The organism is Streptacidiphilus jiangxiensis, from assembly GCF_900109465.1.
Lineage (GTDB): Bacteria > Actinomycetota > Actinomycetes > Streptomycetales > Streptomycetaceae > Streptacidiphilus > Streptacidiphilus jiangxiensis.
Genome location: NZ_FOAZ01000011.1, coordinates 248,193 through 270,664 on the forward strand (window position 1 = coordinate 248,193; position 22,472 = coordinate 270,664).

Annotated in this window: 19 protein-coding genes; 13 read left to right on the plus strand and 6 right to left on the minus strand. The window is 72.4% G+C overall.

Features of this window, described 5'->3' with window-relative positions:
• Nucleotides 1–192: 192 nt before the first annotated feature.
• From BMY61_RS22225 to holA, 6 genes are all read left to right on the plus strand, one after another.
• A complete protein-coding gene (locus BMY61_RS22225) occupies nucleotides 193–882 on the plus strand; it encodes a ComEA family DNA-binding protein (protein ID WP_063773210.1) in 690 nt (229 codons plus the stop codon).
• Between the two features lie 188 nt (nucleotides 883–1,070).
• A complete protein-coding gene (locus tag BMY61_RS22230; protein ID WP_244904219.1) occupies nucleotides 1,071–3,398 on the plus strand; it encodes a ComEC/Rec2 family competence protein in 2,328 nt (775 codons plus the stop codon).
• A gap of 14 nt (nucleotides 3,399–3,412) precedes the next feature.
• Nucleotides 3,413–3,676 carry a hypothetical protein gene (locus tag BMY61_RS22235; RefSeq protein WP_042444492.1) on the plus strand — a complete coding sequence of 88 codons (264 nt, stop codon included), beginning with the start codon at nucleotides 3,413–3,415 and terminating at the stop codon, nucleotides 3,674–3,676.
• Nucleotides 3,677–3,756: 80 nt separating this feature from the next.
• A complete protein-coding gene (locus tag BMY61_RS22240) occupies nucleotides 3,757–5,013 on the plus strand; it encodes an arsenic transporter (RefSeq protein ID WP_042444804.1) in 1,257 nt (418 codons plus the stop codon).
• Between the two features lie 147 nt (nucleotides 5,014–5,160).
• On the plus strand, nucleotides 5,161–5,841 hold the full coding sequence (locus BMY61_RS22245) for a DUF4232 domain-containing protein (protein WP_063773206.1): 681 nt from the start codon (nucleotides 5,161–5,163) through the stop codon (nucleotides 5,839–5,841).
• A gap of 66 nt (nucleotides 5,842–5,907) precedes the next feature.
• Nucleotides 5,908–6,888: a DNA polymerase III subunit delta gene (gene holA, locus BMY61_RS22250; RefSeq protein WP_042444494.1), complete on the plus strand. Its 981-nt coding sequence runs from the start codon at nucleotides 5,908–5,910 to the stop codon at nucleotides 6,886–6,888.
• Between the two features lie 344 nt (nucleotides 6,889–7,232).
• Here the strand turns inward: holA and rpsT are convergent, their stop codons facing one another.
• On the minus strand, nucleotides 7,233–7,499 hold the full coding sequence (gene rpsT, locus BMY61_RS22255; protein WP_042444495.1) for a 30S ribosomal protein S20: 267 nt from the start codon (nucleotides 7,497–7,499) through the stop codon (nucleotides 7,233–7,235).
• A gap of 107 nt (nucleotides 7,500–7,606) precedes the next feature.
• A complete protein-coding gene (locus BMY61_RS22260) occupies nucleotides 7,607–7,906 on the minus strand; it encodes an antibiotic biosynthesis monooxygenase family protein (RefSeq protein WP_042444497.1) in 300 nt (99 codons plus the stop codon).
• An 87-nt stretch (nucleotides 7,907–7,993) separates the two neighbouring features.
• Here BMY61_RS22260 and lepA point away from each other — a divergent pair, with 87 nt between their 5' ends.
• A complete protein-coding gene (lepA, locus tag BMY61_RS22265; RefSeq protein WP_042444499.1) occupies nucleotides 7,994–9,868 on the plus strand; it encodes a translation elongation factor 4 in 1,875 nt (624 codons plus the stop codon).
• A 130-nt stretch (nucleotides 9,869–9,998) separates the two neighbouring features.
• The gene (locus BMY61_RS22270; protein ID WP_177240384.1) at nucleotides 9,999–11,915 is read left to right on the plus strand and encodes a serine/threonine-protein kinase; all 1,917 of its coding nucleotides are present in this window, start codon (nucleotides 9,999–10,001) and stop codon (nucleotides 11,913–11,915) included.
• Between the two features lie 73 nt (nucleotides 11,916–11,988).
• On the opposite strand, the gene BMY61_RS22275 is transcribed toward BMY61_RS22270, so the two are convergent.
• The gene (locus tag BMY61_RS22275) at nucleotides 11,989–12,576 is read right to left on the minus strand and encodes a TIGR03086 family metal-binding protein (protein ID WP_042444504.1); all 588 of its coding nucleotides are present in this window, start codon (nucleotides 12,574–12,576) and stop codon (nucleotides 11,989–11,991) included.
• Nucleotides 12,577–12,642: 66 nt separating this feature from the next.
• On the opposite strand from BMY61_RS22275, the gene BMY61_RS22280 reads away from it, so the two are divergent.
• On the plus strand, nucleotides 12,643–13,449 hold the full coding sequence (locus BMY61_RS22280; protein ID WP_042444506.1) for a helix-turn-helix domain-containing protein: 807 nt from the start codon (nucleotides 12,643–12,645) through the stop codon (nucleotides 13,447–13,449).
• A 33-nt stretch (nucleotides 13,450–13,482) separates the two neighbouring features.
• Here BMY61_RS22280 and BMY61_RS22285 read toward each other — a convergent pair whose 3' ends face one another.
• Nucleotides 13,483–14,316 (minus strand): lysozyme, encoded by an 834-nt coding sequence (locus BMY61_RS22285; protein WP_042444508.1) that lies wholly within the window; start codon nucleotides 14,314–14,316, stop codon nucleotides 13,483–13,485.
• A 158-nt stretch (nucleotides 14,317–14,474) separates the two neighbouring features.
• On the opposite strand from BMY61_RS22285, the gene BMY61_RS22290 reads away from it, so the two are divergent.
• Complete coding sequence (locus tag BMY61_RS22290) at nucleotides 14,475–14,903, plus strand: GNAT family N-acetyltransferase (RefSeq protein WP_042444510.1); 429 nt, start codon at nucleotides 14,475–14,477, stop codon at nucleotides 14,901–14,903.
• 9 nt (nucleotides 14,904–14,912) lie between these two features.
• Entirely contained in the window at nucleotides 14,913–15,098 is a 186-nt protein-coding gene (locus tag BMY61_RS22295; RefSeq protein ID WP_042444512.1) for a hypothetical protein, read from the plus strand.
• A 65-nt stretch (nucleotides 15,099–15,163) separates the two neighbouring features.
• On the opposite strand, the gene BMY61_RS22300 is transcribed toward BMY61_RS22295, so the two are convergent.
• Both BMY61_RS22300 and BMY61_RS22305 read right to left on the minus strand, forming a co-directional pair.
• On the minus strand, nucleotides 15,164–17,056 hold the full coding sequence (locus BMY61_RS22300) for an ABC transporter ATP-binding protein (protein ID WP_236655924.1): 1,893 nt from the start codon (nucleotides 17,054–17,056) through the stop codon (nucleotides 15,164–15,166).
• A gap of 53 nt (nucleotides 17,057–17,109) precedes the next feature.
• A complete protein-coding gene (locus BMY61_RS22305; protein WP_042444516.1) occupies nucleotides 17,110–18,843 on the minus strand; it encodes an ABC transporter ATP-binding protein in 1,734 nt (577 codons plus the stop codon).
• 341 nt (nucleotides 18,844–19,184) lie between these two features.
• On the opposite strand from BMY61_RS22305, the gene BMY61_RS22310 reads away from it, so the two are divergent.
• On the plus strand, nucleotides 19,185–21,101 hold the full coding sequence (locus BMY61_RS22310; RefSeq protein WP_236655919.1) for an AMP-dependent synthetase/ligase: 1,917 nt from the start codon (nucleotides 19,185–19,187) through the stop codon (nucleotides 21,099–21,101).
• A 58-nt stretch (nucleotides 21,102–21,159) separates the two neighbouring features.
• Nucleotides 21,160–22,389 (plus strand): radical SAM family heme chaperone HemW, encoded by a 1,230-nt coding sequence (gene hemW, locus BMY61_RS22315; protein ID WP_042444808.1) that lies wholly within the window; start codon nucleotides 21,160–21,162, stop codon nucleotides 22,387–22,389.
• The last annotated feature ends 83 nt before the right edge of the window (nucleotides 22,390–22,472 follow it).

The following is a 22,472-nucleotide window of genomic DNA, read 5'->3' on the forward strand; positions in this document are numbered from 1 at the left end:
CCTAACGTCGGCCGCATGCGAACCGCTCTGACCCCTGCGGCCCGGGCCCGTCGTGAGGCGACGACGGCCCTGGTACGCCACCGCGTCGACACCCTCTTCGGTCCTCAGGCCCAAGCCCTTGCCTCGGCTCGGACTCCGCCTTCCCCTCCCGCCCCACCTCCCGCCCCGATGCCGCGGCCGGAGGTGACGGCCGTGCTGCCGCAGGCCGCCCCGGATCCACCACGGCTGCGTCCTCCGCTCGCCTCCTCGCTCGCGCTCGCGCTCAAGGAGCGATGGGACCTGGACCGCAAGGCCCTGCTCGGGCTCGCCGTCCTGCTCTTGCTCGCCCTCGGCTACGGCATCCAGCACTTCTGGGCCGGCCGCCCGGAGCCCGTCGCCGTCCCCGCCCCGGCCGTGGAGGGGACGGTCGGGGCGGGCGCGTCCTCCTCGCCCACACCCGGGCCGGGCGTCCCGGTGGCGGGCAGCACGACCATCACCGCGCTGGTCGTCGACGTGTCCGGCAAGGTGCGCAGCCCCGGGCTGCGCACCCTCCCGCCCGGTTCGCGCGTCCAGGACGCCCTCAACGCGGCGGGCGGCCCGTTGCCCGGTACGGACCTGACCGGCCTCAACCTCGCCCGCAAGGTCAACGACGGCGAGGAGATCATCGTCTCCGGCTCGCCCCCGCCGCCCGGCGCCGCCGCCCGCGCCTCCGGTCCGCTCAGCCTCAACGCCGCCACCGAGGCCCAACTGGACGCCCTGCCCGGCATCGGCCCGGTCTTGGCCCAGCGCATCATCCAGTTCCGCCAGGAACACGGCGGGTTCCAGTCCGTCGACCAGCTCCGCCAGGTCCCGGGCTTCGGCGAACGCCGCCTGGCCGACCTCCGCGCGCAGCTCCGCCCATGAGGGGGAGTGGGGAGGAGCCCCCGGCGTCGGTCCGCGGCCTGTCCTCGGTGGAGTCGGCTCCTGCCGCGCCGAAGCCCGCTGCGCCCAAGTCTGCCGTGCCCCGGGCCGTCCCGGAGGCTGCCGGCAGGGTCGCGGGTGGGGCCCGGGCCGGGGAGGGCCCCCGCGCGGCGGAGGAACGGCCGCTGGACGTGCGACTGGTGGGGCCCGCCGTGGTGGTGTGGGGCCTCAGCGCCGCGCTGCTGCCGCTGCGGGGCGCACACACCGCGTGGGTGCTCGGCGCGGCCGGCGGCGCCGGGGTGCTCGGGCTCGGGCTGCTGCTGGGCCGGGTACGGCCGCGTCTGCTCGCGGCCCTGCTGCTCAGCGCGGCGGCCGCCGCGTGCAGCACCGGGCTGGCGGGAGCCGCCCTGACACGCGGCCCGGTGCCCGCGCTGGCCCGCTCCGGCCGTCCGGCCGCGGTGCGGCTGACGGTGACGACGGATCCGCAGCGCCGCGCCACCGACGGCAACGTCGTCCTGCGCGGCGTCGTCGACGCCGTCGCGGACGCCGCCACCAGCGCCCCCGTCCGTGTGGTCGTGCGCGGCCCGGCGGCGGGGGAGTGGCTGCGACTGCTGCCCTCGACACAGGTCGCCGTCACCGCCCGGGCCCGCCCCGTCCCACCCGACGGGCCGCCCGACATCGCCGCCACACTGCTGACGGCGGATCAGCCCCGGGTCCTGGTCGGCCCCGACGCCCCGCAGCGCGCGGCGGGCGCGCTGCGGTCGGGGCTGCGGCAGGCCGTCGCACCGCTGTCGGAGGACGAGCGGGCCCTTCTGCCGGGCCTCGTCGACGGCGACACCAGCGCCATGACCCCCGAGCTGGACGAGGCCTTCCTGGCCACCGACCTCACCCACCTCACCGCCGTCAGCGGCTCCAACCTGTCGATCATGATGGTGCTGCTGATCGGCCGCGCCTCCCGGGCCCGCACCCCCGAGCGCGGCGGGCTCGCCGCCCGCCTCGGGCTGCCCCTGCGCGCCGCCGCCCTCGCCGGCGCCCTGCTGACCGCCGCCTTCGTCGTCCTGTGCCGGCCGGACCCGAGCGTGCTGCGTGCCGCCGCGACGGGCCTGGTGATGCTGCTCGGCCTGGCCACCGGCCGCCGCGGCAGCCCCCTGCCGGCCCTGGCCGGGGCCACGCTGGTGCTCATCCTCGCCGACCCGGCCCTCGCCCACTCCTACGGCTTCGCGCTCTCCGCGCTCGCCACGGCGGGGTTGGTCACGGTGGGCCCGCGCTGGGGCGAGGCCCTGCGCGCGGCCGGCTGCCCGGCCCGTCTCGCCGAGCCGCTGGCCGCCGCCGCGGCGGCACAGGCCTGGTGCGGTCCGCTGCTGGTGCTGCGCTCCGGGCGGCTCTCCCTGGTCGCCGTCCCCTGCAACCTGCTCGCCGAGCTGTGCGTCGCCCCGGCGACGGTGCTGGGCTTCGCCGCCCTCGCGGTCGCCCCGCTGTGGCTGACCGGAGCGCAGTGGATCGCCCGGGTCGGCGCCGTCCCGGTCTGGGCGCTGATCCAGGTGGCCCGCCTCGGCGCGGCCCTGCCCGGAGCCGAGACGGACTGGCCCGTGGGCTGGTTCGGCGCCGCCCTGCTGATCGCCGTGACCTGCGCCCTCGTCGCCGCGGCCGCGTGGCTGCGCCGCCCGCTGGTGGCCGCGTTCCTGGCGGTCTGCCTGCTGCTGGTGCTGCTCCGTCCGCCCCCGCTGGCCCGGCTCGCCACGGGCTGGCCCCCGCCCGGCTGGCGCCTGGTCGCCTGCGACGTGGGCCAGGGCGACGCCCTCGTCCTCTCGCCCGGCGACGACCCGGGCACCGCCGTCCTCGTCGACACCGGCCCCGACCCGCACGCCGTCGACGGCTGCCTGCGCGCCCTCGGCGTCTCCACGATCCCGCTGGTGATTCTCACCCACGACCACGCCGACCACGTCGAGGGCCTCCCCGGGGTGCTGCACGACCGCCGCGTCGGCGCGGTGGAGACCACGACGGTCGACGACCCGCCGGCCGAGTACGCCCGCGTCCGCCGCTGGACCGCCGAGGCCGGTGTCCCGCTGATCCGCGCGGTGCGCGGCGAGCGGCGCGCGCTCGGCGCGCTCCACTGGGAGGTGCTGTGGCCGCCGGATCCCTCCGGGGAGGGAGTCCCGCCCGGCCCCAACAACGCCTCGGTCGCGCTCCTGGTCACCCTCCCGGGCCTGCGGATGGCGCTGCTGGGCGATCTGGAGCCTCCCGCCCAACAGCGGCTCCTCGGCGCCGTCGGGCCCGTGGACGTGCTCAAGGTCGCTCACCACGGCTCCGCCAAGCAGGACCCGGCACTGATCGCCGCGCTCCATCCCCGCCTGGCGCTGCTCTCGGTCGGCCGCGGCAACCGCTACGGCCATCCGGCCCCCACCACGCTCCGCCTGCTGCGCTCCCTCGGCACCACCGTCGTCCGCACGGACCAGCAGGGTGACCTGGCGGTCCTGCTCACGGACGGAGCCCTCGCCGTCGCGGTGCGCGGAGCGTAGCGGATAATGGCCACGTGACCACGACGAGTGACCAGACCGACCACTACGTGCTCGTAGTCCCCGACCGCGACGCGGCGGAGGAGCTCTCGGCACGCCTCACCGCCGCCCACCCGACTCTTCCCGAGCCCGAACTCCACCGCGAGGCCCTGGCCGGCGAGGACGACGCGGAGGACGCCCAGTGGCTCGTGGTCCTGGACCCGCCCCTCCCGATCACCCTCTCCGTCGCCGACCTGCACGACCTCGCCGCCGAGTTCGACGGCTGGCTCGAGGACTTCTAGGCACTAGGGTCGGTTGCAACACCTCAGCAGAGCCTCGCGCCCCTGGATGGTGCAACCGAAGGTCCGTCCGAGGAGTACCGCTGAGCACGCCCATCGCCGAGAGCCTGTCGATCCTGCTGCTCGCGGTCGTGCTCGTCTGCGCCGTCGTGCGGCCGTTCGGTTGGCCGGAGGCCGTCGTCGCGGTGCCCGCGGCCGGCCTGCTGGTCGCGCTGGGGGCCGTCACGCCCGCGCACGCCGCCACCGAGGCCGCGCGGCTCGGGCCGGTCATCGGGTTTCTCGCGGCGGTGCTGGTGCTCGCCCAGCTCTGTGCCGACGAGGGGCTCTTCGAGGCCTGCGGTGCGTGGATGGCGCGGACCGCCGCCGGCCGGTCGAGGCGCATGCTGGCACAGGTCTTCGTCGTCGCGGCGGTGACCACCGCCGTGTTGAGCCTCGACGCCACCGTCGTCCTGCTCACGCCCGTGGTCTTCGCGACCGCGACCCGGCTCGGCGCCCGCCCGAAGCCGCACGTCTACGCCTGCGCGCACCTGTCCAACTCCGCCTCCCTGCTCCTTCCGGTCTCCAACCTGACCAACCTGCTGGCGTTCACCGCGGCGGGCCTCAGCTTCACCCGCTTCACCGCGCTGATGGCGCTGCCCTGGCTGGTGGCCGTCGGCATCGAGTACGTGGTGCTGCGCCGGTTCTTCGCCGCCGACCTCGACGCGGGCGCGACCGAGCCGGATGCCGGGCCGCCGCCCGCGCTGCCGCTGTTCGCTCTCGTCACCGTCGCCTGCACGCTGGGTGGCTTCGTGCTCACCTCCGCGCTGGGGATCAACCCGGCCTGGGCGGCGACGGCAGGCGCCTTCGTCCTCGCGGTCCGCGCGCTGGTCCGCCGTCACACCACGCCGCGGGCGATCGTGCGCTCGGCCGCGTTGCCGTTCCTCGCGTTCGTACTGGGGCTCGGCATCGTCGTGCGGGCCGTGGTCGACAACGGGATGGCCACCGCCCTCGCCCATCTCGTGCCCGCCGGCACCGCGCTGCCCGCCCTGCTCGGCGTCGCGGCGCTCGCGGCGCTGCTCGCGAACGTCATCAACAACCTGCCCGCGACGCTGGTCCTGGTCCCGCTCGCAGCCCCGGCCGGACCCGGTGCGGTCCTCGCGGTGCTGTTGGGCGTCAACATCGGCCCCAACCTGACCTATGCCGGCTCCCTGGCGACGCTGCTGTGGCGGCGCATCGTGGGTGAGCACGGCGCGGAGGTGGAGCTGGGCGAGTTCACCCGCCTCGGGCTGCTCACCGTCCCGGCCGCACTCGTCGCCTCCGTCGTGGCGCTGTGGGGCGGGCTGCAGCTCATCGGGGTCTGAACGTCCTGGTCTGTCCGCCACCTGTGGCGATCATGTCACGCCCGCGTCACAGACGTATCAGGGCGCAACCGGACGTTCGGGACTCTCGTCCTCGCGGAATGACGGCACGCACGAGACGTGCCGCGTCATCCCATGGGGGGATCCACCATGACGACTGCCCGCATACGCCCCGCCACCGTGACCGCGACGCTCCTGGCCTCGGCCTGCCTGTTGCTGACGGCCTGTCAGGGGTCGGGCACCTCGGCCGCCTCGGCCTCTGCTCCGAGCTCCGGCGCTTCCGCCGCCTCGTCTGCCTCCGCGGGCGCCGTGGCGGCCTCTCCCGTCTCCGACGGCGGCCCGGCGGCCACCGCGACGGCCTCCGCCGGGGTGCCCCTGGCCGTGGACCCGGTCCGCTGCACGGCCGAGTCGCTGACGGCATCGCCCGCCGAGGCACAGCCGTCCGACGCGGCCACCTCGACCTACGACGACTTCGTCAAGCTGACCAACACCGGCGGGCACACCTGCACCCTGACGGGCTTCCCGACCGTCGCGGTGGCCGGCGAGGGCGACCCGACCCGCAACCGGCCGCTCAAGGTCACTCGGCGCGGCACCGCGCACCCGGTGCGCCTGGCGCCCGGCCACAGCGCGTGGCTGCGGCTGACCTTCCGCGTGGTGATGGGCGAGGCCGACGGCTACTGCGCCTCCGGCGCCACCCCCACGTCCGCACCGACGCTGGTGATCGGCGGCTTCGCCAACGGCGGGGCGATTCAGATCGGTTCCGTGAACCGCGGGTTCGGCGAGTGCGACGACGTCGTCTGGGTTGCGCCCTTCCTCGGCACCCGCCCCTGAGCCCACCCCTTCGGCGGGGAGCGACGCGCTCCCCGCTGTCGGTCGTGCCGGATAGGGTGGTCGGCGATGGCCAGGAAACCTTCCGAAGATCTGCTCTCCCCGCTGACCGTGATCGTCGGGCAGGAGGAGCTGCTGCTCGACCGCGCCGTCGCGCAGACGGTCGCCGCGGCCCGCGCCGACGACCCGGACACCGACGTGCGCGATCTCGCGCCCGGCGCGCTCCAGCCCGGCATGCTGAGCGAGCTGACCAGCCCCTCGCTCTTCTCCGAGCGCAAGGTCATCGTCGTGCGCGCGGCGCAGGACGTGGGCGCGGACGTGGTCAAGGAGCTCAAGGCCTACATCGAGGATCCGGCGCCGGACGTCCTGCTGCTGCTCGTCCACGCCGGCGGCGTGAAGGGCAAGGCGCTGCTGGAGGCGGGCAAGAAGGCCGGGGCGCGCGAGGTGGTGTGCCCCAAGCTGACCAAGCCCGCCGAGAAGCTCGCCTTCGTCCGCGCGGAGTTCCGCAGCGCGGGCCGGTCGGCCAGCGAGGACGCCTGCCGGGCCCTGCTGGACGCCGTGGGCGGCGATCTGCGGGAGCTGGCGAGCGCGGCCAGCCAGCTGGCCGCGGACACCGAGGGCACGATCGACGAGACGGTCGTCGCCCGCTACTACACCGGCCGGGCCGAGTCGACGGGCTTCCAGGTCGCGGACCTGGCGGTGGCCGGCCGCACGGCCGACGCCCTCGGCCAGCTCCGCTGGGCGCTGGCGGTGGGGGAGAAGCCCACGGGCATCGTCTTCGCGCTCGCCTCCGGCGTCCGCGCGATCGGCCGCGTCGCCACGGCGGACCGCTCGCTCCGTCCGGCGGATCTCGCCCGCGAGCTCGGCATGCCGCCGTGGAAGATCGACCGCGTCCGCCAGCAGATGCGCGGCTGGTCGGGCGACGGCGTCGCGACGGCGCTGCGGGCCATCGCCGAGGCGGACGCCGCGGTCAAGGGCGGCAGCGGCGACCCGGCGTACGCGCTGGAGCAGTGTGTCGTCGCCGTCGCCCAGGCCGCTCGAGCGCGATAGCGCTTCAGCTTGGCCCGGTTGCACTCCCCAGGGGCGCGAGGAACTGCGCGAGAAACCACCCTGTGCGGATGGCCCTGCGCGTTGAGGACCATCCGCACGTCAGTGGCTTGTCGCGCAGTTCCTCGCGCCCCTGGAGGCTGCGCCTCCTGAGGTGGTGCAACTGTCTCGCCTGCAAAACCAGAAAGGTCCCGCCCTCCCCGAAGGGAGCGCAGGACCTTTCCGTCAGCTTCAGCTATGTGCAGCCCACCCGCGTGGCGAACGCAGGCCGCGTGGGCTGCGGGGTTGTGCGGCTCGGTCGGGGCGATTGAGAGGGATCGCGTCCGGCGAGCGGTAGATCAAGGGGTTCAGGCCTTGAGCGCGTCAACCTTGACAGCCAGCGCGGACTTCTTGTTCGCGGCCTGGTTCTTGTGGATGACGCCCTTGCTGACGGCCTTGTCCAGCTCACGGGACGCGGCGCGGGCCAGCTCCTGGGCCTTGGCGAAGTCGCCGGCCTCGACAGCCTCACGGGTCTTGCGGACGGCGGTCTTCAGCGAGGACTTGACAGCCTTGTTGCGCTGACGAGCCTTCTCGTTGGTCTTGATGCGCTTGATCTGGGACTTGATGTTCGCCACGAATGAGCCTCAGTCTGAGTTGATTCTTCTGGGACTGCGTCGGCGCCGAGCCAGGTTAGAGGGCATGGCACAGCACAGACACGAGGGTCAACGATATCAGACCCCGCTCACACCACCGACTCGCCGAAGTGTTCGACCAGCGGGAAGGGGTCGTAGAAGTGGTGCAGCAGCTCCCGCCACTGCCCGTACTCCGCGGACTGCCGGAAGCCCTCGGTGTGGTCCTCCAGGGTCTCCCACTCCACCAGCAGCAGGAAGCGCGAGCCGCGGCCCTCGTCCACACAGCGGCGCAGCTCCAGCGAGCGGAAGCCGCGCTGGACGGCGATCAGCGGGCGGGCCTGGGCGAACGCGGCGAGGAAGGCGTCCTCCTGGCCGGGGCGGACGTCGAGCAGCGCGGATTCCATGATCATGACCCAGGATTCTGCACCAGCGCCACGCCATGGGACGATAGGTGGGAAGAACTGTGTCCCCGGCCGATCAGAAGAACTGGATCCTGCGTGTCAGCCATCCCTGTCAACGTTCCGCAGCCGAGCAAGACCGATCCGGCGCTGATCCGCAACTTCTGCATCATCGCCCACATCGACCACGGCAAGTCCACGCTGGCCGACCGGATGCTGCAGATCACCGGTGTGGTCGACCCCCGGCAGATGCGCGCCCAGTACCTGGACCGGATGGACATCGAGCGCGAGCGCGGTATCACCATCAAGTCGCAGGCCGTGCGTCTGCCCTGGGCGCCGCTCACCGGTGCCGGCACCGGGACCACGCACATCCTGAACATGATCGACACGCCGGGCCACGTCGACTTCACCTATGAGGTCTCCCGCTCGCTGGCGGCCTGCGAGGGCACCCTCCTGGTGGTCGACGCCGCGCAGGGCATCGAGGCGCAGACCCTCGCCAACCTGTACCTGGCGCTGGAGAACGACCTCACGATCATTCCGGTGCTGAACAAGATCGACCTCCCGGCCGCGCAGCCGGAGAAGTACGCGGAGGAGATCGCCCGGATCATCGGCTGCGAGCCCACCGACGTGCTGCGTGCCTCCGCCAAGACGGGTCTAGGCGTCGAGGACATCCTGGACGCGGTCGTCGAGAAGGTCCCGGCGCCGGTCGGCGTCAAGGACGCCCCCGCCCGCGCGATGATCTTCGACTCGGTCTACGACGCCTACCGCGGCGTGGTCACCTATGTCCGTGTCGTGGACGGCCAGCTCAACAAGCGCGAGCGCATCGCGATGATGTCGACCGGCGCCACCCACGAGCTGCTGGAGATCGGCGTCATCTCGCCGGAGCCCAAGGTGGCCGACGGCCTCGGCGTCGGCGAGGTGGGCTACCTGATCACCGGTGTGAAGGACGTCCGCCAGTCCCGCGTCGGTGACACCATCACCTCGATGCACAAGGGCGCCACCGAGGCGCTCGGCGGCTACAAGGACCCGAAGCCGATGGTCTTCTCGGGCCTGTACCCGCTGGACGGCTCGGACTACCCGCTGCTGCGCGACGCGCTGGACAAGCTGCGCCTGAACGACGCCGCGCTGGTCTACGAGCCGGAGACCTCGGTCGCGCTCGGCTTCGGCTACCGCTGTGGCTTCCTCGGCCTGCTGCACCTGGAGATCATCCGGGAGCGCCTGGAGCGTGAGTTCAACCTCGACCTGATCTCCACCGCCCCGAACGTGGTCTACCGGGTGGTCATGGAGGACGGCACCGAGCACATCGTCACCAACCCGAGCGAGTTCCCGAGCGGCAAGATCGCCGAGGTGCACGAGCCGATCGTGCGCGGCACGATCCTGGCGCCCAACGAGTTCGTCGGCGCCATCATGGAGCTGTGCCAGGCCCGCCGCGGCGTGCTCCAGGGCATGGACTACCTCTCCGAGGACCGCGTCGAGATCCGCTACAACCTGCCGCTCGCCGAGATCGTCTTCGACTTCTTCGACCAGCTGAAGTCCAAGACCCGCGGCTACGCCTCGCTCGACTACGAGCCCATCGGCGAGCAGAGCGCCAACCTGGTCCGCGTGGACATCCTGCTCCAGGGCGAGCAGGTCGACGCCTTCTCCGCGATCGTCCACCGCGACAAGGCCTACAGCTACGGCGTGATGATGGCCGGCAAGCTGCAGAAGCTGATCCCGCGCCAGCAGTTCGAGGTGCCGATCCAGGCCGCCATCGGCTCGCGCGTCATCGCCCGTGAGACCGTCCGCGCGATGCGCAAGGACGTTCTGGCCAAGTGCTACGGCGGTGACATCTCCCGTAAGCGGAAGCTGCTGGAGAAGCAGAAGGAAGGCAAGAAGCGTATGAAGATGGTCGGCCGCGTGGAGGTCCCGCAGGAGGCCTTCATCGCCGCGCTGTCGACCGACGACAACGCCGCCGCCGCGGAGAAGAAGAAGTAGGTCTGATCCGCCCGGAGTTGAGGCCCCCACAGGTGAGACCTGTGGGGGCCTCGCCTTTGCCGTACGCGCGTGCGACTGCGGTAACCTCCCGGTGCCGATGGGGGCGGATCTACACCGACGGGGACAGGACATGACGCAGCAGGACGGATTCACAGATCCCAGGATGTTCAGCTCGGTCGGCCTCGACCGCCTGGGGGCCAAGCCGCTGCGTGCGACGGACCCGCGCCGGGTCGGCCCCTACGCGGTCGTCGCCGTGCTCGGCGGTGGCGGGATGGGCCGGATCTACTTGGGCCGCAACCTTGATGACGTGACGTCAGCGCCGGCTGCCGTCAAGGTGATCCGGCCCGAGTACGCCGAGGACGAGGGCTTCCGCAGGCGCTTCGAGCGTGAGTCCGCCGCGCTCGCGCGGGTGCGCGGCGAGCAGGCCGCGGTGCTGCTCGGCAGCGGCTACGACGGCGACCTGCTGTGGATGGCCACCGAGTACATACCCGGGCCCACCCTCTCCGAGGCCGTGGCCGCGTCCGGCCCGCTCGGCGCGGCCGGCGCCTGGCGCCTCGCGCTCGACCTCGCCCAGGCCGTCACGGCGATGGAGCGGGTCGGTGTGGTCCACCGGGACATCAAGCCGTCCAACGTCATCCTGGGTCCGGCCGGCTGCCGCGTCATCGACTTCGGCATCTCGCAGGCCGCCGACACCAGCGCCATCACCACCACCGGCCAGCAGGTGGGCACCCCCGCCTACATGTCGCCCGAGCAGGTGCGCGGTCAGACCGTCGCCAGCTCCTCCGACGTGTTCGCGCTCGGCTCCGTCCTCGCCTTCGCGGTGACCGGCAACGGCCCCTTCGGCGACGGGACGAGCGTCGACGTGCTGCACCGCGTCGCCTTCGAGGAACCGAAGGAAGAGGTGCTGGCCCGGGTCGAGCAGGCCGACCCGCAGCTCGCCGAGCTCGTCCGCACGTGTCTCGACAAGGACCCGCAGGCCCGTCCGACCGCGTCCGAGGTGGCCGAGCGCGCGGCGCTGCGCCAAGTAGCGGCGCCGTGGCCGCCGGAGCTGAGCGCGACCGTCATGTCCCGCGTGGAGGTGGTCCAGGCCGTCCAGGCCCTCCCGCTCCCGGCGCCGGACGCGCCGCCGGCGCCGGTCGCCGACGACGGCACCCTGCTGCTCGGCCGCGCCACCGCCGCGGCGTCCGCGCCGTTCTCGCCGTCCGCACCGCCCACGCCGCCGACGGCGCAGGCGCCGCTGCACGGTCCGGTGCGGGCCACCCCGCCGACCGTGCCGGTGGTGCCGGAACCGCAGGCCCCCGCCCCGGTCCTGCCCTCCTACGTCTCCGTCGGCCCCGACACGGCACCCGGCGCGGCACCCGAGCCACGGCAGGGGCGCCGCCGCGGCGTCCTGCTCGCCGTCGGGGCGGTGCTCGCGGTGGCCGCGCTCACCGGTACCGCGATCGCCATGACCGGCGGCAACGGCAAGCCGGGCGGCTCGCAGACGGTCGCGCAGCAGGGCGGCGGCAGCAGCATGGACGGTGTGCCGGCGAGCCCGGGAGCCTCCGGTGCGGCGGGACCGTCCGCCACGGCGTCCACGGGGACCGCCGGTGTCCGCCCCTCGGGCCCGGCCGGCTCCACGGCGGCCCGTCCGGGCACGTCCGGCGCGGCGAGCGCTCCGGGGCAGCCGGGCGGGCCGGGCCCGGGCGGCTCCCCCGCGACCACCCCGGCCTCGCAGCAGACGACGCCCGCCGCGACGCACTCGTCGCCTCCGCCGCCGCCCAGCACCCCGAGCTGGGACCAGGCCTGCACCTACTACTCCGGGAGCGAGGAGACCGACATCCACGGTCACGGCAGCACCGCGGCGATCGAGGAGGTGCAGTGCCTGCTCCTCAACAGGGGAGGGCAGCTTGCGAACCTCATTTCGTCGTCAGGCGGCGTCGACGGTCAGTTCGGCCCTGGCACCCAGAAGGCCGTGGAGACCTTCCAGTCCTGCGTCGGCCTCAGCAACGACGGTGGCGTCGGTCCGTTGACCTGGCCCGTCCTGCGGGGAAGCAAGAACTGCTAGGGCCTGGCTTCGAACCCGCGTCGGATCAGCGCGGGTTGTCCGGTGCGGCGCATCGCAGGGCGGAGGAAAGGCCCTAGCGCGGTGCCCGGCCCGACAGGGCCAGGGCGCGGGCGAATGTCGGGGCGTCGTCCGGCACCGTCACGGGTTCGGCGAAGCCGTCGTACTGGCGGAACATCTCCGCCCACTGCTCGACCTGCCCGAGCAGGGCCGTGGCCGTCGTCTCGTCGAGGGTGTACGTCTGGCCGGAGGCCTCCGCGGCCTCCCAGCCGTGGAGGGCGAACTCCAGCATGATCATCCCGGCGATCGCCGTCGCAGGGACGGCGGAGTCGCCCATCGGCATGTCCCGCTCCCAGACGGAGGGGTCGGACCACGCCTGCAGGGCCTTGTCGACCTGCTGGGCGTAGGCCTCGGCCCAGCCGGGCTCCGCCGTGAAGTCGCGCTCGTACCACTCGGAGGGGACCGAGCCGCCCTCTGCGCGGAGTGCGAAGTTGTGGGCGGTCCACAGGATCAGGTGGTTCACGACGGCCCGCAGGTCCCACTCGGCCGACGGCGTCGCCGCGCCCAGCGTGGCGGGGTCGATGCCGCGCACGACGCGGACGGTCTCGGTGGCGGCGGCGTGGAGCGGGCCGTACAGCTCGGGAAGTTCGGACTTGGCGTTCATGCCCCGACGTTACGGGTCGCGCGCCGCGCGGTCTTGAAGAAACGCGACAGACGTAGGGTGGCCGTCATGGAGCAGGACAAGGACCGGACGGCCCCCAGGGGCGTCCTGCACCCGGAGCAGGGCGCGAGCCGGTTCACGGTCACGACCGCGCCGCCGGGGCCCGCGCTGGCCCCGTACGTGGAGTACCACTGGATCGTCCGCTGGGACGTGACGGGGCAGCCGCCCTACGACTCCCAGGTGCTCTCGCATCCCAACGTCCACCTGGTCCTCGAGCCGGTCGGCCCGCTGGTCTACGGCGTGATCCGGGGCGTCTACACACGGCGCCTGGTCGACGCGGGCCAGGTGCACGGGGTCCGCTTCCTGCCGGGCGGCTTCCGCGCGTTCGCGTCCGGCCCGGTGCAGGAGCTCACCGACCAGGTCCTCCCGGCCGACCGGGTCTTCGGCGCGGCGGTGGACGACCTGTGCCCGCGCGTGCTGGCCTGCGCGGAGACGGACGCGATGGTCGTCCTGGTCGAGGAGTTCCTGACCGCCCGCGTGCCGTCGGAGCCGGACCCGCAGGCGGTGCAGGTGGCCGCGATGGTGCGGGAGATGACCGGCGACCGCACCATGCTGCGGGTCGAGCAGGTCGCCGCCCGGTTCGACCTCTCGCCGCGGACCCTGCAACGGCTCTTCGCCGAGTACGTGGGCGTCGCGCCGAAGGCGGTGCTGCGCCGCGCCCGTCTGCACGAGGCGGCGCAGCGCGCCGATGCCGGGTCCCTCGACTGGGCGGCCCTGGCCGCGGACCTCGGCTACGCCGACCAGGCCCATCTGACCCGCGACTTCACCGCCGTCGTCGGCGTCCCGCCCAGCCGCTACGCACGCGGCGAGCGCTGATCGGCCCGGACTCGGCCCGGACTCGGCCCGGACTCAGCCCAGCGCGAGCGCCTGCACGCGGCTGATGTCACCGTTGAACCTGTCGTGGTCGCCGACGTAGGGGCCGGAGTCGGTGTACTGCCACATGGTGTAGTAGCCCCAGCCGGCCGGCAGGGTGCCGGGGGAGCCGTTGTAGTTGGCCACCCAGAGGGGGTCGTTGGCGGCGAACCCGCCGTAGTTGCCGGTGCACTGGACCCACCAGGAGGTCGCCGTGTAGATCACGGCCCAGCGGCTGGTGCGGTAGTGGTACTCGTTGACGAAGCTCGCGATCCAGTTGACCATCGCGCTCGGCGACAGGCCGTAACAGGCGGAGCCGTAGGGGTCCCACTCGAGGTCCACGACGCCCGGCAGGGTCCTGCCGTCGGCGGACCAGCCGCCGCCGTGGTTGACGAAGTAGTCCGCCTGCGTGGCGCCCGAGGTCGTGTCCGGAGTGGCGAAGTGGTAGGCCGCCCGGATCATGCCGACGTTGTAGGGGCCGTTGTACTGCTGGGCGAAGTCGGGGTTGGTGTAGTAGGTCCCCTCGGTGGCCTTGGTGTAGGCCCAGCGGACGCCGCTGTTCCACAGCGTCGTCCAGTCGACGCTGCCCTGGTAGCTGGAGACGTCCACGCCCTCGGTCTGGGTGACCAGGGGTTGCAGGGCTCCGGTGCCGCCTGCGGCGCCGCCGTGCGCGCGGACGCCGATGCCCATGTAGGCGCCGCCACGCGGCGGCTTCGACGCCTGGGCGGCGTTCGCCGGTGCGGCCGTGAGCACGCCGAGGGCGGCGAGCAGCGTCGTGGCAGCGGTGAGTCTGTGACGGAAGGCTGGGCTGTTCAAAGAGCGTGAGTTCATTGCGTCGCGCCTCCGTGGTGTCGTCGTGCAGGGACGGCAAGGGGCTTGCGAGAACGCCGAACTGATGGCCGGACGGGGTGCTTGTCGCAGCCATGCCACAGGGATGCTACGCGGGTGGACCGCCGCCGGGAAAGAGCGGCCGTGCGAGACTCGCGCCCATGACGAGTGATCATATGAGCGTCGGCGACCGCGATCCGGAGCTGAACGCGCGGCTGTCCGCCGGGCTGGACGAGGTCAACTTCCCCGCCACCGGAACCACCGCGGCGGACCAGCGCCAGCTGTCGGTGAAGGTCCTGGACGACGAGGGTGAGATCGTCGGGGGTCTGGCCGGCTGGACCTGGGGTGGCCTGCTCGGGATCGAGATGTTCTGGGTGCGCGAGCAGAGCCGTGCGGAGGGCTGGGGGAGCCGGATCCTGCACGCCGCCGAGGAGGAGGCGCGGCGGCGCGGCTGCGACCGCGCCGCGGTCTCCTCGTTCACCTTCCAGGCGCCCGGTTTCTACCAGCGCCACGGCTACCGGGAGACCGGTCGCACGCTCGGCATCCCGGGTGGTCACCAGGATGTTCACATGTTCAAGGAGCTGTCCTAGCCTGGGCCGATGGCCCGCGACGAGGACCCGCCGCGCAACCCCCTGCTCGATCCGCGCCTGGCGGGGGCCGGTGGCCTGCTGATCACTGTCGCCGCCCTCGCGTTCCTGCTCACGCACGCCGGCCGGCACGATCCGGCGCCGGTCACGCCGGTCACGCCGGTTCCGCCACGCACGTCGGTGACGGCGACCAGGTAGCGGAAAGGCCGGTGGCCGCCCCCGCGAGGGGAGCGGCCACCGGCCTTGTGAGCGTGGCGCCGGGGTCAGTCGACCTCGGCCACCGCCTGCGCGAACTGCGCCTGGTAGAGCCGGGCGTAGGCGCCGCCCTGCTCCAGCAACGAGGCGTGGTCGCCCTGTTCGACGATCGCGCCGTTCTCCATCACCAGGATGGTGTCCGCGTCGCGGATCGTGGAGAGACGGTGCGCGATGACGAACGCCGTGCGGCCCGCGCGCAGTTTGGCCATCGCGCGCTGGATCAGCACCTCGGTGCGGGTGTCGACGGAGCTGGTCGCCTCGTCCAGGACGAGGATCGACGGCTCGGCGAGGAACGCCCGGGCGATGGTGATCAGCTGCTTCTCGCCCGCGCTGACGCCGGTGCCCTCGTCGTCGATGACGGTGTCGTAGCCGTCCGGCAGGGTGCGCACGAAGCGGTCGACGTGGGCGGCCTTCGCCGCCGCGACGACCTGCTCGCGCGTGGCCCCCTCCGAGCCGTAGGCGATGTTGTCCGCGATGGAGCCGCCGAACAGCCAGGTGTCCTGCAGCACCATGCCGATGTTGCCGCGCAGCTCCTCGCGGTTCATCGCCGCGACGTCCACGCCGTCCAGCGTGATCCGCCCGCCGGTCGGCTCGTAGAACCGCATCAGCAGGTTGACCAGCGTGGTCTTGCCCGCGCCGGTCGGGCCGACGATGGCGACGGTGTGGCCGGGCTCGGCCAGCAGCGACAGGTCCTCGATGAGCGGCTTCTCCGGGTCGTACCGGAAGGCCACGTGCTCGAACTCGACCCGGCCGTGCACGGTCTCCGGACGCTCCGGCTGCGCCGGATCGGGGGACTGCTCGTCCGCGTCCAGCAGCTCGAAGACCCGCTCGGCCGAGGCGACGCCGGACTGCACCAGGTTGGCCATGGCCGCGACCTGGGTCAGCGGCTGGCTGAACTGCCGCGAGTACTGGATGAACGCCTGCACGTCACCGATCGACAGCGCGCCCGAGGCGACCCGCAGACCGCCGACGACCGCGACGATGACGTAGTTCAGGTTGCCGATGAACATCATCGCCGGCTGGATCAGGCCCGAGATGAACTGCGCCTTGAAGCTGGCCTGGTAGAGCTTCTCGTTCTCGGCGTCGAACTGCTCGGCGGCCTCCTGCTGGCGGCCGAAGACCTTGACCAGCGAGTGGCCGGTGTACATCTCCTCGATGTGCGCGTTCAGCTTGCCCGTGGACTTCCACTGCGCCACGAACTGCGGCTGCGCGCGCTTGCCGACCTTGGCCGCCAGCACCGCCGAGGCGGGGATGGAGACCAGCGCGATCAGCGCCAGGATCCAGGAGATCCAGAACATCATCGTGAGCACGCCGACGACCATCAGCAGCGAGGTGATGATCTGCGACATGGTCTGCTGCAGCGTCTGCGCGATGTTGTCGATGTCGTTGGTGACCCGGCTCAGCACCTCGCCGCGCGGCTGCTTGTCGTAGTAGCTGAGCGGCAGCCGGGCCAGCTTGTCCTCGACGTCCGAGCGCAGCCGGTTCGCGGCGCGCTGGACGGCGACGTTGGCCAGGCGCGCCTGGACGATGCCGCACAGGCCGGCGAACAGGTAGATCAGCGCCACCCAGCCGAGCACCGTGCCGACCGCACCGAAGTCGATGCCCTTGCCGGGGGTGAAGTGGACCGACGCCAGCATCTGCTGCTGCTTGGAGTTCAGGTGGAACGCGCCGGGGTGCTCCCCGGCCAGCTTGCCGAAGACGCCGCCGAGGATCAGGTCGGTCGCGTGGCCGAGGATCTTCGGGCCGATCACCGAGAGCGCGACGCTGACCGTGGCCAGCGCCAACACGCCGATGATCAGCGGGCGCTCCGGCCGCAGCCGGCCCAGCAGCCGCTTGCCGGAGACCTTGAAGTTCATGGACTTCTCGACGGGCCCACCACTCATGAAGCGGCCGGGGCCCATCGCCGGGGCCGGGCGGCGGGTGGCCGCCGCCTTCGCTTCGTCGCCGCCGGAGCTCACGCCGCCTCCTCCTCGGTCAGCTGAGACAGCACGATCTCTCGGTACGTCTCGTTGTCGTCCATCAGTTCACGGTGGGTGCCCTCGCCGACGACACGGCCCTCGTCGAGGACGATGATCCGGTCGGCGCCGCGGATCGTGGAGACGCGCTGCGCCACGATCACCACCGTCGACTCGCGGGTCTCCTGCTCCAGCGCGGCGCGCAGGCGCGCGTCCGTCGCGTAGTCGAGCGCGGAGAAGGAGTCGTCGAAGAGGTAGACCTCCGGCTTGCGCACCAGCGCGCGGGCGATGGCCAGACGCTGACGCTGGCCGCCGGAGACGTTGGTGCCGCCCTGGGCGATCGGCGCGTCCAGGCCCTCGGCGAACTTGCTCACGAAGTCCCTGGCCTGCGCCGTCTCCAGCGCCGCCCACAGGTCCTCGTCGGTCGCCTCCGGGTTGCCGTAGCGGAGGTTGGAGGCGACGGTGCCGCTGAACAGGTAGGGCTTCTGCGGGACCAGGCCGATGGTCCGGGCCAGCAGCGCCTCGTCCAGCGAGCGCACGTCGACGCCGTCGACGAGCACGGAGCCGTCGGTGACGTCGGACAGACGCGGGATCAGGTTGATCAGGGTGGTCTTGCCGGAGCCGGTCGAGCCGATGATCGCCGTGGTCTCACCGGGCCGGGCGGTGAAGGAGATGTCCCGCAGGACGGCCTCCTCGGCGCCGGGGTAGCGGAACTCGGCGGCCCGCAGCTCCAGGAAGCCGCGGGCGGAGAGCTCGCGGACGGGGCTGGCCGGCGGGACGACGGTGGTCTCGGTGCTGAGGATCTCCTCGATGCGCTCGGCGCAGACCTCGGCGCGCGGCACCATCATGAACATGAAGGTGGCCATCATGACCGACATCAGAATCTGCATCAGGTAGCTGAGGAAGGCCGTCAGCGCGCCGATCTGCATGCCGCCGCTGTCGATCCGGTGCGCGCCGAACCACATGACGGCGACGCTGGAGAGGTTCACGACGAGCATGACCAGCGGGAACATCAGCGCCATCAGCCGGCCCACGCGGAGGCCGACGTCGGTCAGGTCGTCGTTGGCCGTGCCGAAGCGCTTGCGCTCGTGGTGGTCCTTGACGAAGGCGCGGATCACGCGCAGACCGCTGATCTGCTCGCGCAGCACCCGGTTGACGGTGTCGATGCGCTCCTGCATGGTGCGGAAGAGCGGACGCATCCGGCTGACGGTGAAGCCGATGATGACGCCGAGGATCGGCACGATGACGACCAGCAGGCTGGAGAGCGGCACGTCCTGGTTGAGCGCCATGATGATGCCGCCGACCATCATGATCGGCGCGGAGACCATCAGCGTGAAGGTCATCAGCACCAGCATCTGCACCTGCTGCACGTCGTTGGTGCTGCGGGTGATCAGAGAGGGGGCGCCGAACTGGCCGACCTCGCGGGTGGAGAAGGACTGGACCCGGGTGAAGACGGCGGCGCGCATGTCCCGGCCGAGGGCCATGGCGGTACGGGCACCGAAGTAGACGGCTCCGACGGAGCAGACCACCTGGGCCAGCGAGACACCGATCATGATCCCGCCGGTGGCGAGGATGTAGCCGGTGTCGCCCTTGATCACGCCGTTGTCGATGATGTCGGCGTTGAGGGTGGGAAGGTAGAGGGTCGCGATCGTCTGGATCAGCTGGAGCAGGACCAGCAGGGTGATCGGCCTGGAGTACGGCCCCAGGTGGGCGCGCAGGAGTCGGATCAGCACAACGGGTCTCTCAGATGAGGAGATGAGCTGGTGGGCGGAGGGTGGTGAAGATATCTGCGTACACCGTACCCGGTTTGCTGGGCGCGGACCATCGGTTTAGTGGCGCGCCATACTACGAAGCTTACCTGCCGACCGGCAAGTAACGTGATCGCCGTCACCTTCACCCCCTTACGTGCGAGGCCCTAACGTCCTACGCTGTTGCCCGCTGGTTACTCGCGAGTTAAGCAAGGGGCTCACCGCCGTCAGTCCCGCACGAGTAGCCGCCCGCCGTCCGCATCGCATCCGCACCGCATCAGCCCCACGGCCGTCCCACACCGGTCGCGCGGGCACCGGAGGTAGCCGTGAGCCTGAAGCCGCTCGTCGCCGAGCCCCTGCTGGACAACCGCCCCGAGTCCGTGGCGCAGCTTTTCCTCGCCCGCGTGGCGGCCACCCCGGACCGGGTGGCCTACCGCTATCCCGTGCCCGTCGACGAGCATGCCGCCGACGGCGCGCCCGGCGCCGAGCAGTGGCGGGGGATGACCTGGGGCGAGGCCCGGGAGCGGGTCCAGGACATCGCGGCCGGCCTGATGAGCCTCGGTGTCGTGCCCGAGGAGCGCGTCGGCATCTCCTGTTCCACCCGGATCGAGTGGATCCTGATCGACCTCGGCATCATGTGCGCGGGCGCGGCCGTCACCGCCGTCTACCCGAGCACCAACGGCGAGGAGACCGCGTTCATCCTCTCCGACTCCGGCAGCCGGGCCCTCTTCGTCGAGGACGCCAAGCAGCTGGCCAAGGTGCTGGGCGTGCTGGAGCAGGCCCCCGAGCTGACGGCCGTGATCACCGTCGACGGCAGCAAGCCGGAGCCGGGCGCGGAGCCGGCCGGGGTCGAGGTGCTGTCGCTCGCCGAGCTGGAGGAGCGCGGCGTCGCCTACCTCAAGGAGCACGCCGACGCGGTCACCTCGACCGTTGCGGCGCTCAAGCGCGAGCAGCTCGCCACCCTCATCTACACCTCCGGCACCACCGGCCGCCCCAAGGGCGTCCGCCTGGTCCACGACTGCTGGGCCTACCAGGCCGCCGCGCAGAGCTCTCTGGGCCTGACCGGCGAGGACGACGTGCAGTACCTGTGGCTGCCGCTCTCCCACGTCTTCGGCAAGACGCTGACCTCCGGTCACATCCAGCAGGGCTCGGTGATCGCGGTCGACGGCCGGATCGACAAGATCATCACCAACCTGCCGGTGGTGCAGCCGACCTACATGGCCGCCGCGCCGCGCATCTTCGAGAAGGTCTACAACGGCATCGCGGGCAAGGCCCGGGCCGAGGGCGGCGCCAAGTACAAGATCTTCATGTGGGCGGCGGGCGTCGCCCGCGCGTACGCCGAGACCGCGCAGAAGAACGAGATCACCACCGGCTCGCGCACCGTTCCGTTCCCGCTCCAGCTCAAGCACGCCGTCGCGGACAAGCTCGTCTACGCCAAGATCCGCGCGGCCTTCGGCGGCCGGCTGCGGGCCTGCGTCTCCGGCTCGGCGGCGCTGGCCCCGGACATCAACTTCTTCTTCTCCGGCGCGGGCGTCCACATCCTCGAGGGCTACGGCCTCAGCGAGACCTCCGCCGGTTCGACCGTCAACCCCGGCGAGAGCTACCGCGTCGGCACCGTCGGCCGCGCCCTGCCCGGCACCGAGGTCCGCATCGCCGAGGACGGCGAGATCCTGCTGCGCGGCCCCGGCGTCATGCGCGGCTACCACAACCAGCCCGAGAAGACCGCCGAGGTGCTGGAGGCCGACGGCTGGTTCCACACCGGCGACATCGGCGAGCTCGACCAGGACGGCTTCCTGCGGATCACCGACCGCAAGAAGGACATGTTCAAGACCTCCGGCGGCAAGTACGTCGCCCCGAGCGAGGTCGAGGGCCGGTTCAAGGCCGTCTGCCCGTTCGTCAGCAACATCCTGGTCATCGGCAACGGCCGCAACTTCTGCACCGCGCTGATCACCCTGGACGAGCCGGCCATCATGCAGTGGGCCGGCACCAACGGGCAGGCGGGCAAGGACTACGCCGCGGTCTGCACCTCCGCGGAGACCCACCAGCTGATCTCCGGCTTCGTCGACAAGCTCAACGGCGGGCTGCAGCGCTGGCAGACGATCAAGAAGTTCACGGTCCTCCCGCGCGACCTGGACGTCGAGCACGGCGAGCTGACCCCGAGCCTCAAGGTCAAGCGCCCGGTCGTCGAGCGCGAGAACGCCGAGCTCATCGAGGCGATGTACGCGGGCGCTCGGGAGGCCTGACCTCCCCGTTGCGGGGCGAGCGACCCGGAAGGAGGCGGCGTGCCGGACAATGGACGGCATGCCCTCCGCTCTGCCCGACGGCGAAGCCGTCCCCGCCGACGGTGCGCTGCCCGAGACCGCCCTCGCCGGTCTCGGCACGCGCCCCTTCGGCTTCTACGTCCACGTCCCGTACTGCGCCACCCGCTGCGGGTACTGCGACTTCAACACCTACACCGCCACCGAGCTGCGCTCCTCCGGCGCGGTGGCGTCCCAGGACACCTACGCCGATCACCTGATCGCGGAGATCCGCCTTGCGCGGAAGGTCCTCGGCGACGCGGACATCCCCGTCGAGACGGTCTTCCTCGGCGGCGGCACGCCGACCCTGCTGCCCGCCCGCGACCTGGTCCGGATGCTCGGCGCGATCCGCGACGAGTTCGGGCTCGCGCCGGGCGCCGAGGTCACCACCGAGGCCAACCCGGAGTCGGTCGACCCCGCCTACCTGAGTGAGCTGCGCGAGGGCGGTTTCAACCGGCTCAGCTTCGGCATGCAGAGCGTGCGCCCGCACGTGCTCCAGCTGCTGGACCGCCACCACACCCCCGGGCGCCCGCAGGCCTGCGTCGCCGAGGCGCGCGCCGCGGGCTTCGAGCACGTCAACCTCGACCTGATCTACGGCACCCCGGGCGAGTCCGACGACGACTGGCGCGCCTCCCTCGACGCGGCCCTCGCCGCCGAGCCGGACCACGTCAGCGCCTACGCGTTGATCGTCGAGGAGGGCACCAGGCTCGCCGCCCGGATCCGCCGCGGCGAGATCCCGATGACGGACGACGACGTCCACGCCGACCGCTACCTCATCGCCGAGGAGCGCCTCACCGCCGCCGGCATGGAGTGGTACGAGGTCTCCAACTGGGCCACCTCGCCCGAGGCGCGCTGCCGCCACAACGAGCTCTACTGGACCGGTGCCGACTGGTGGGGTGCCGGCCCCGGCGCGCACAGCCACGTGGGCGGCGTGCGCTGGTGGAACCGCAAGCACCCCGCCGCCTACGCCCAGGCACTGGAGGCCGGGCAGACCCCGGCCCAGGGCCGGGAGCGCCTGGAGGACGAGGACCGCCGCGTCGAGCGCATCCTGCTGGAGCTCCGCCTCTCCGACGGCTGCCCGCTCGACCTCCTCCGAGAGACCGGCCGCGAGGCCGCCGACCGGGCGCTGGCCGACGGGCTGCTGGAGGCCGCGCCGTTCGCGGCCGGACGGGCCGTGCTGACGCTGCGCGGCCGCCTGCTCGCGGACGCGGTCGTGCGCGACCTGGTGGACTGACACCCCACCCTCCCGCCGAACCTGACGCGGCGTATGATCGCCGCTGCCCGGCGGCGGTCCGGGGTCGAGCAGGCGCGGCGGGA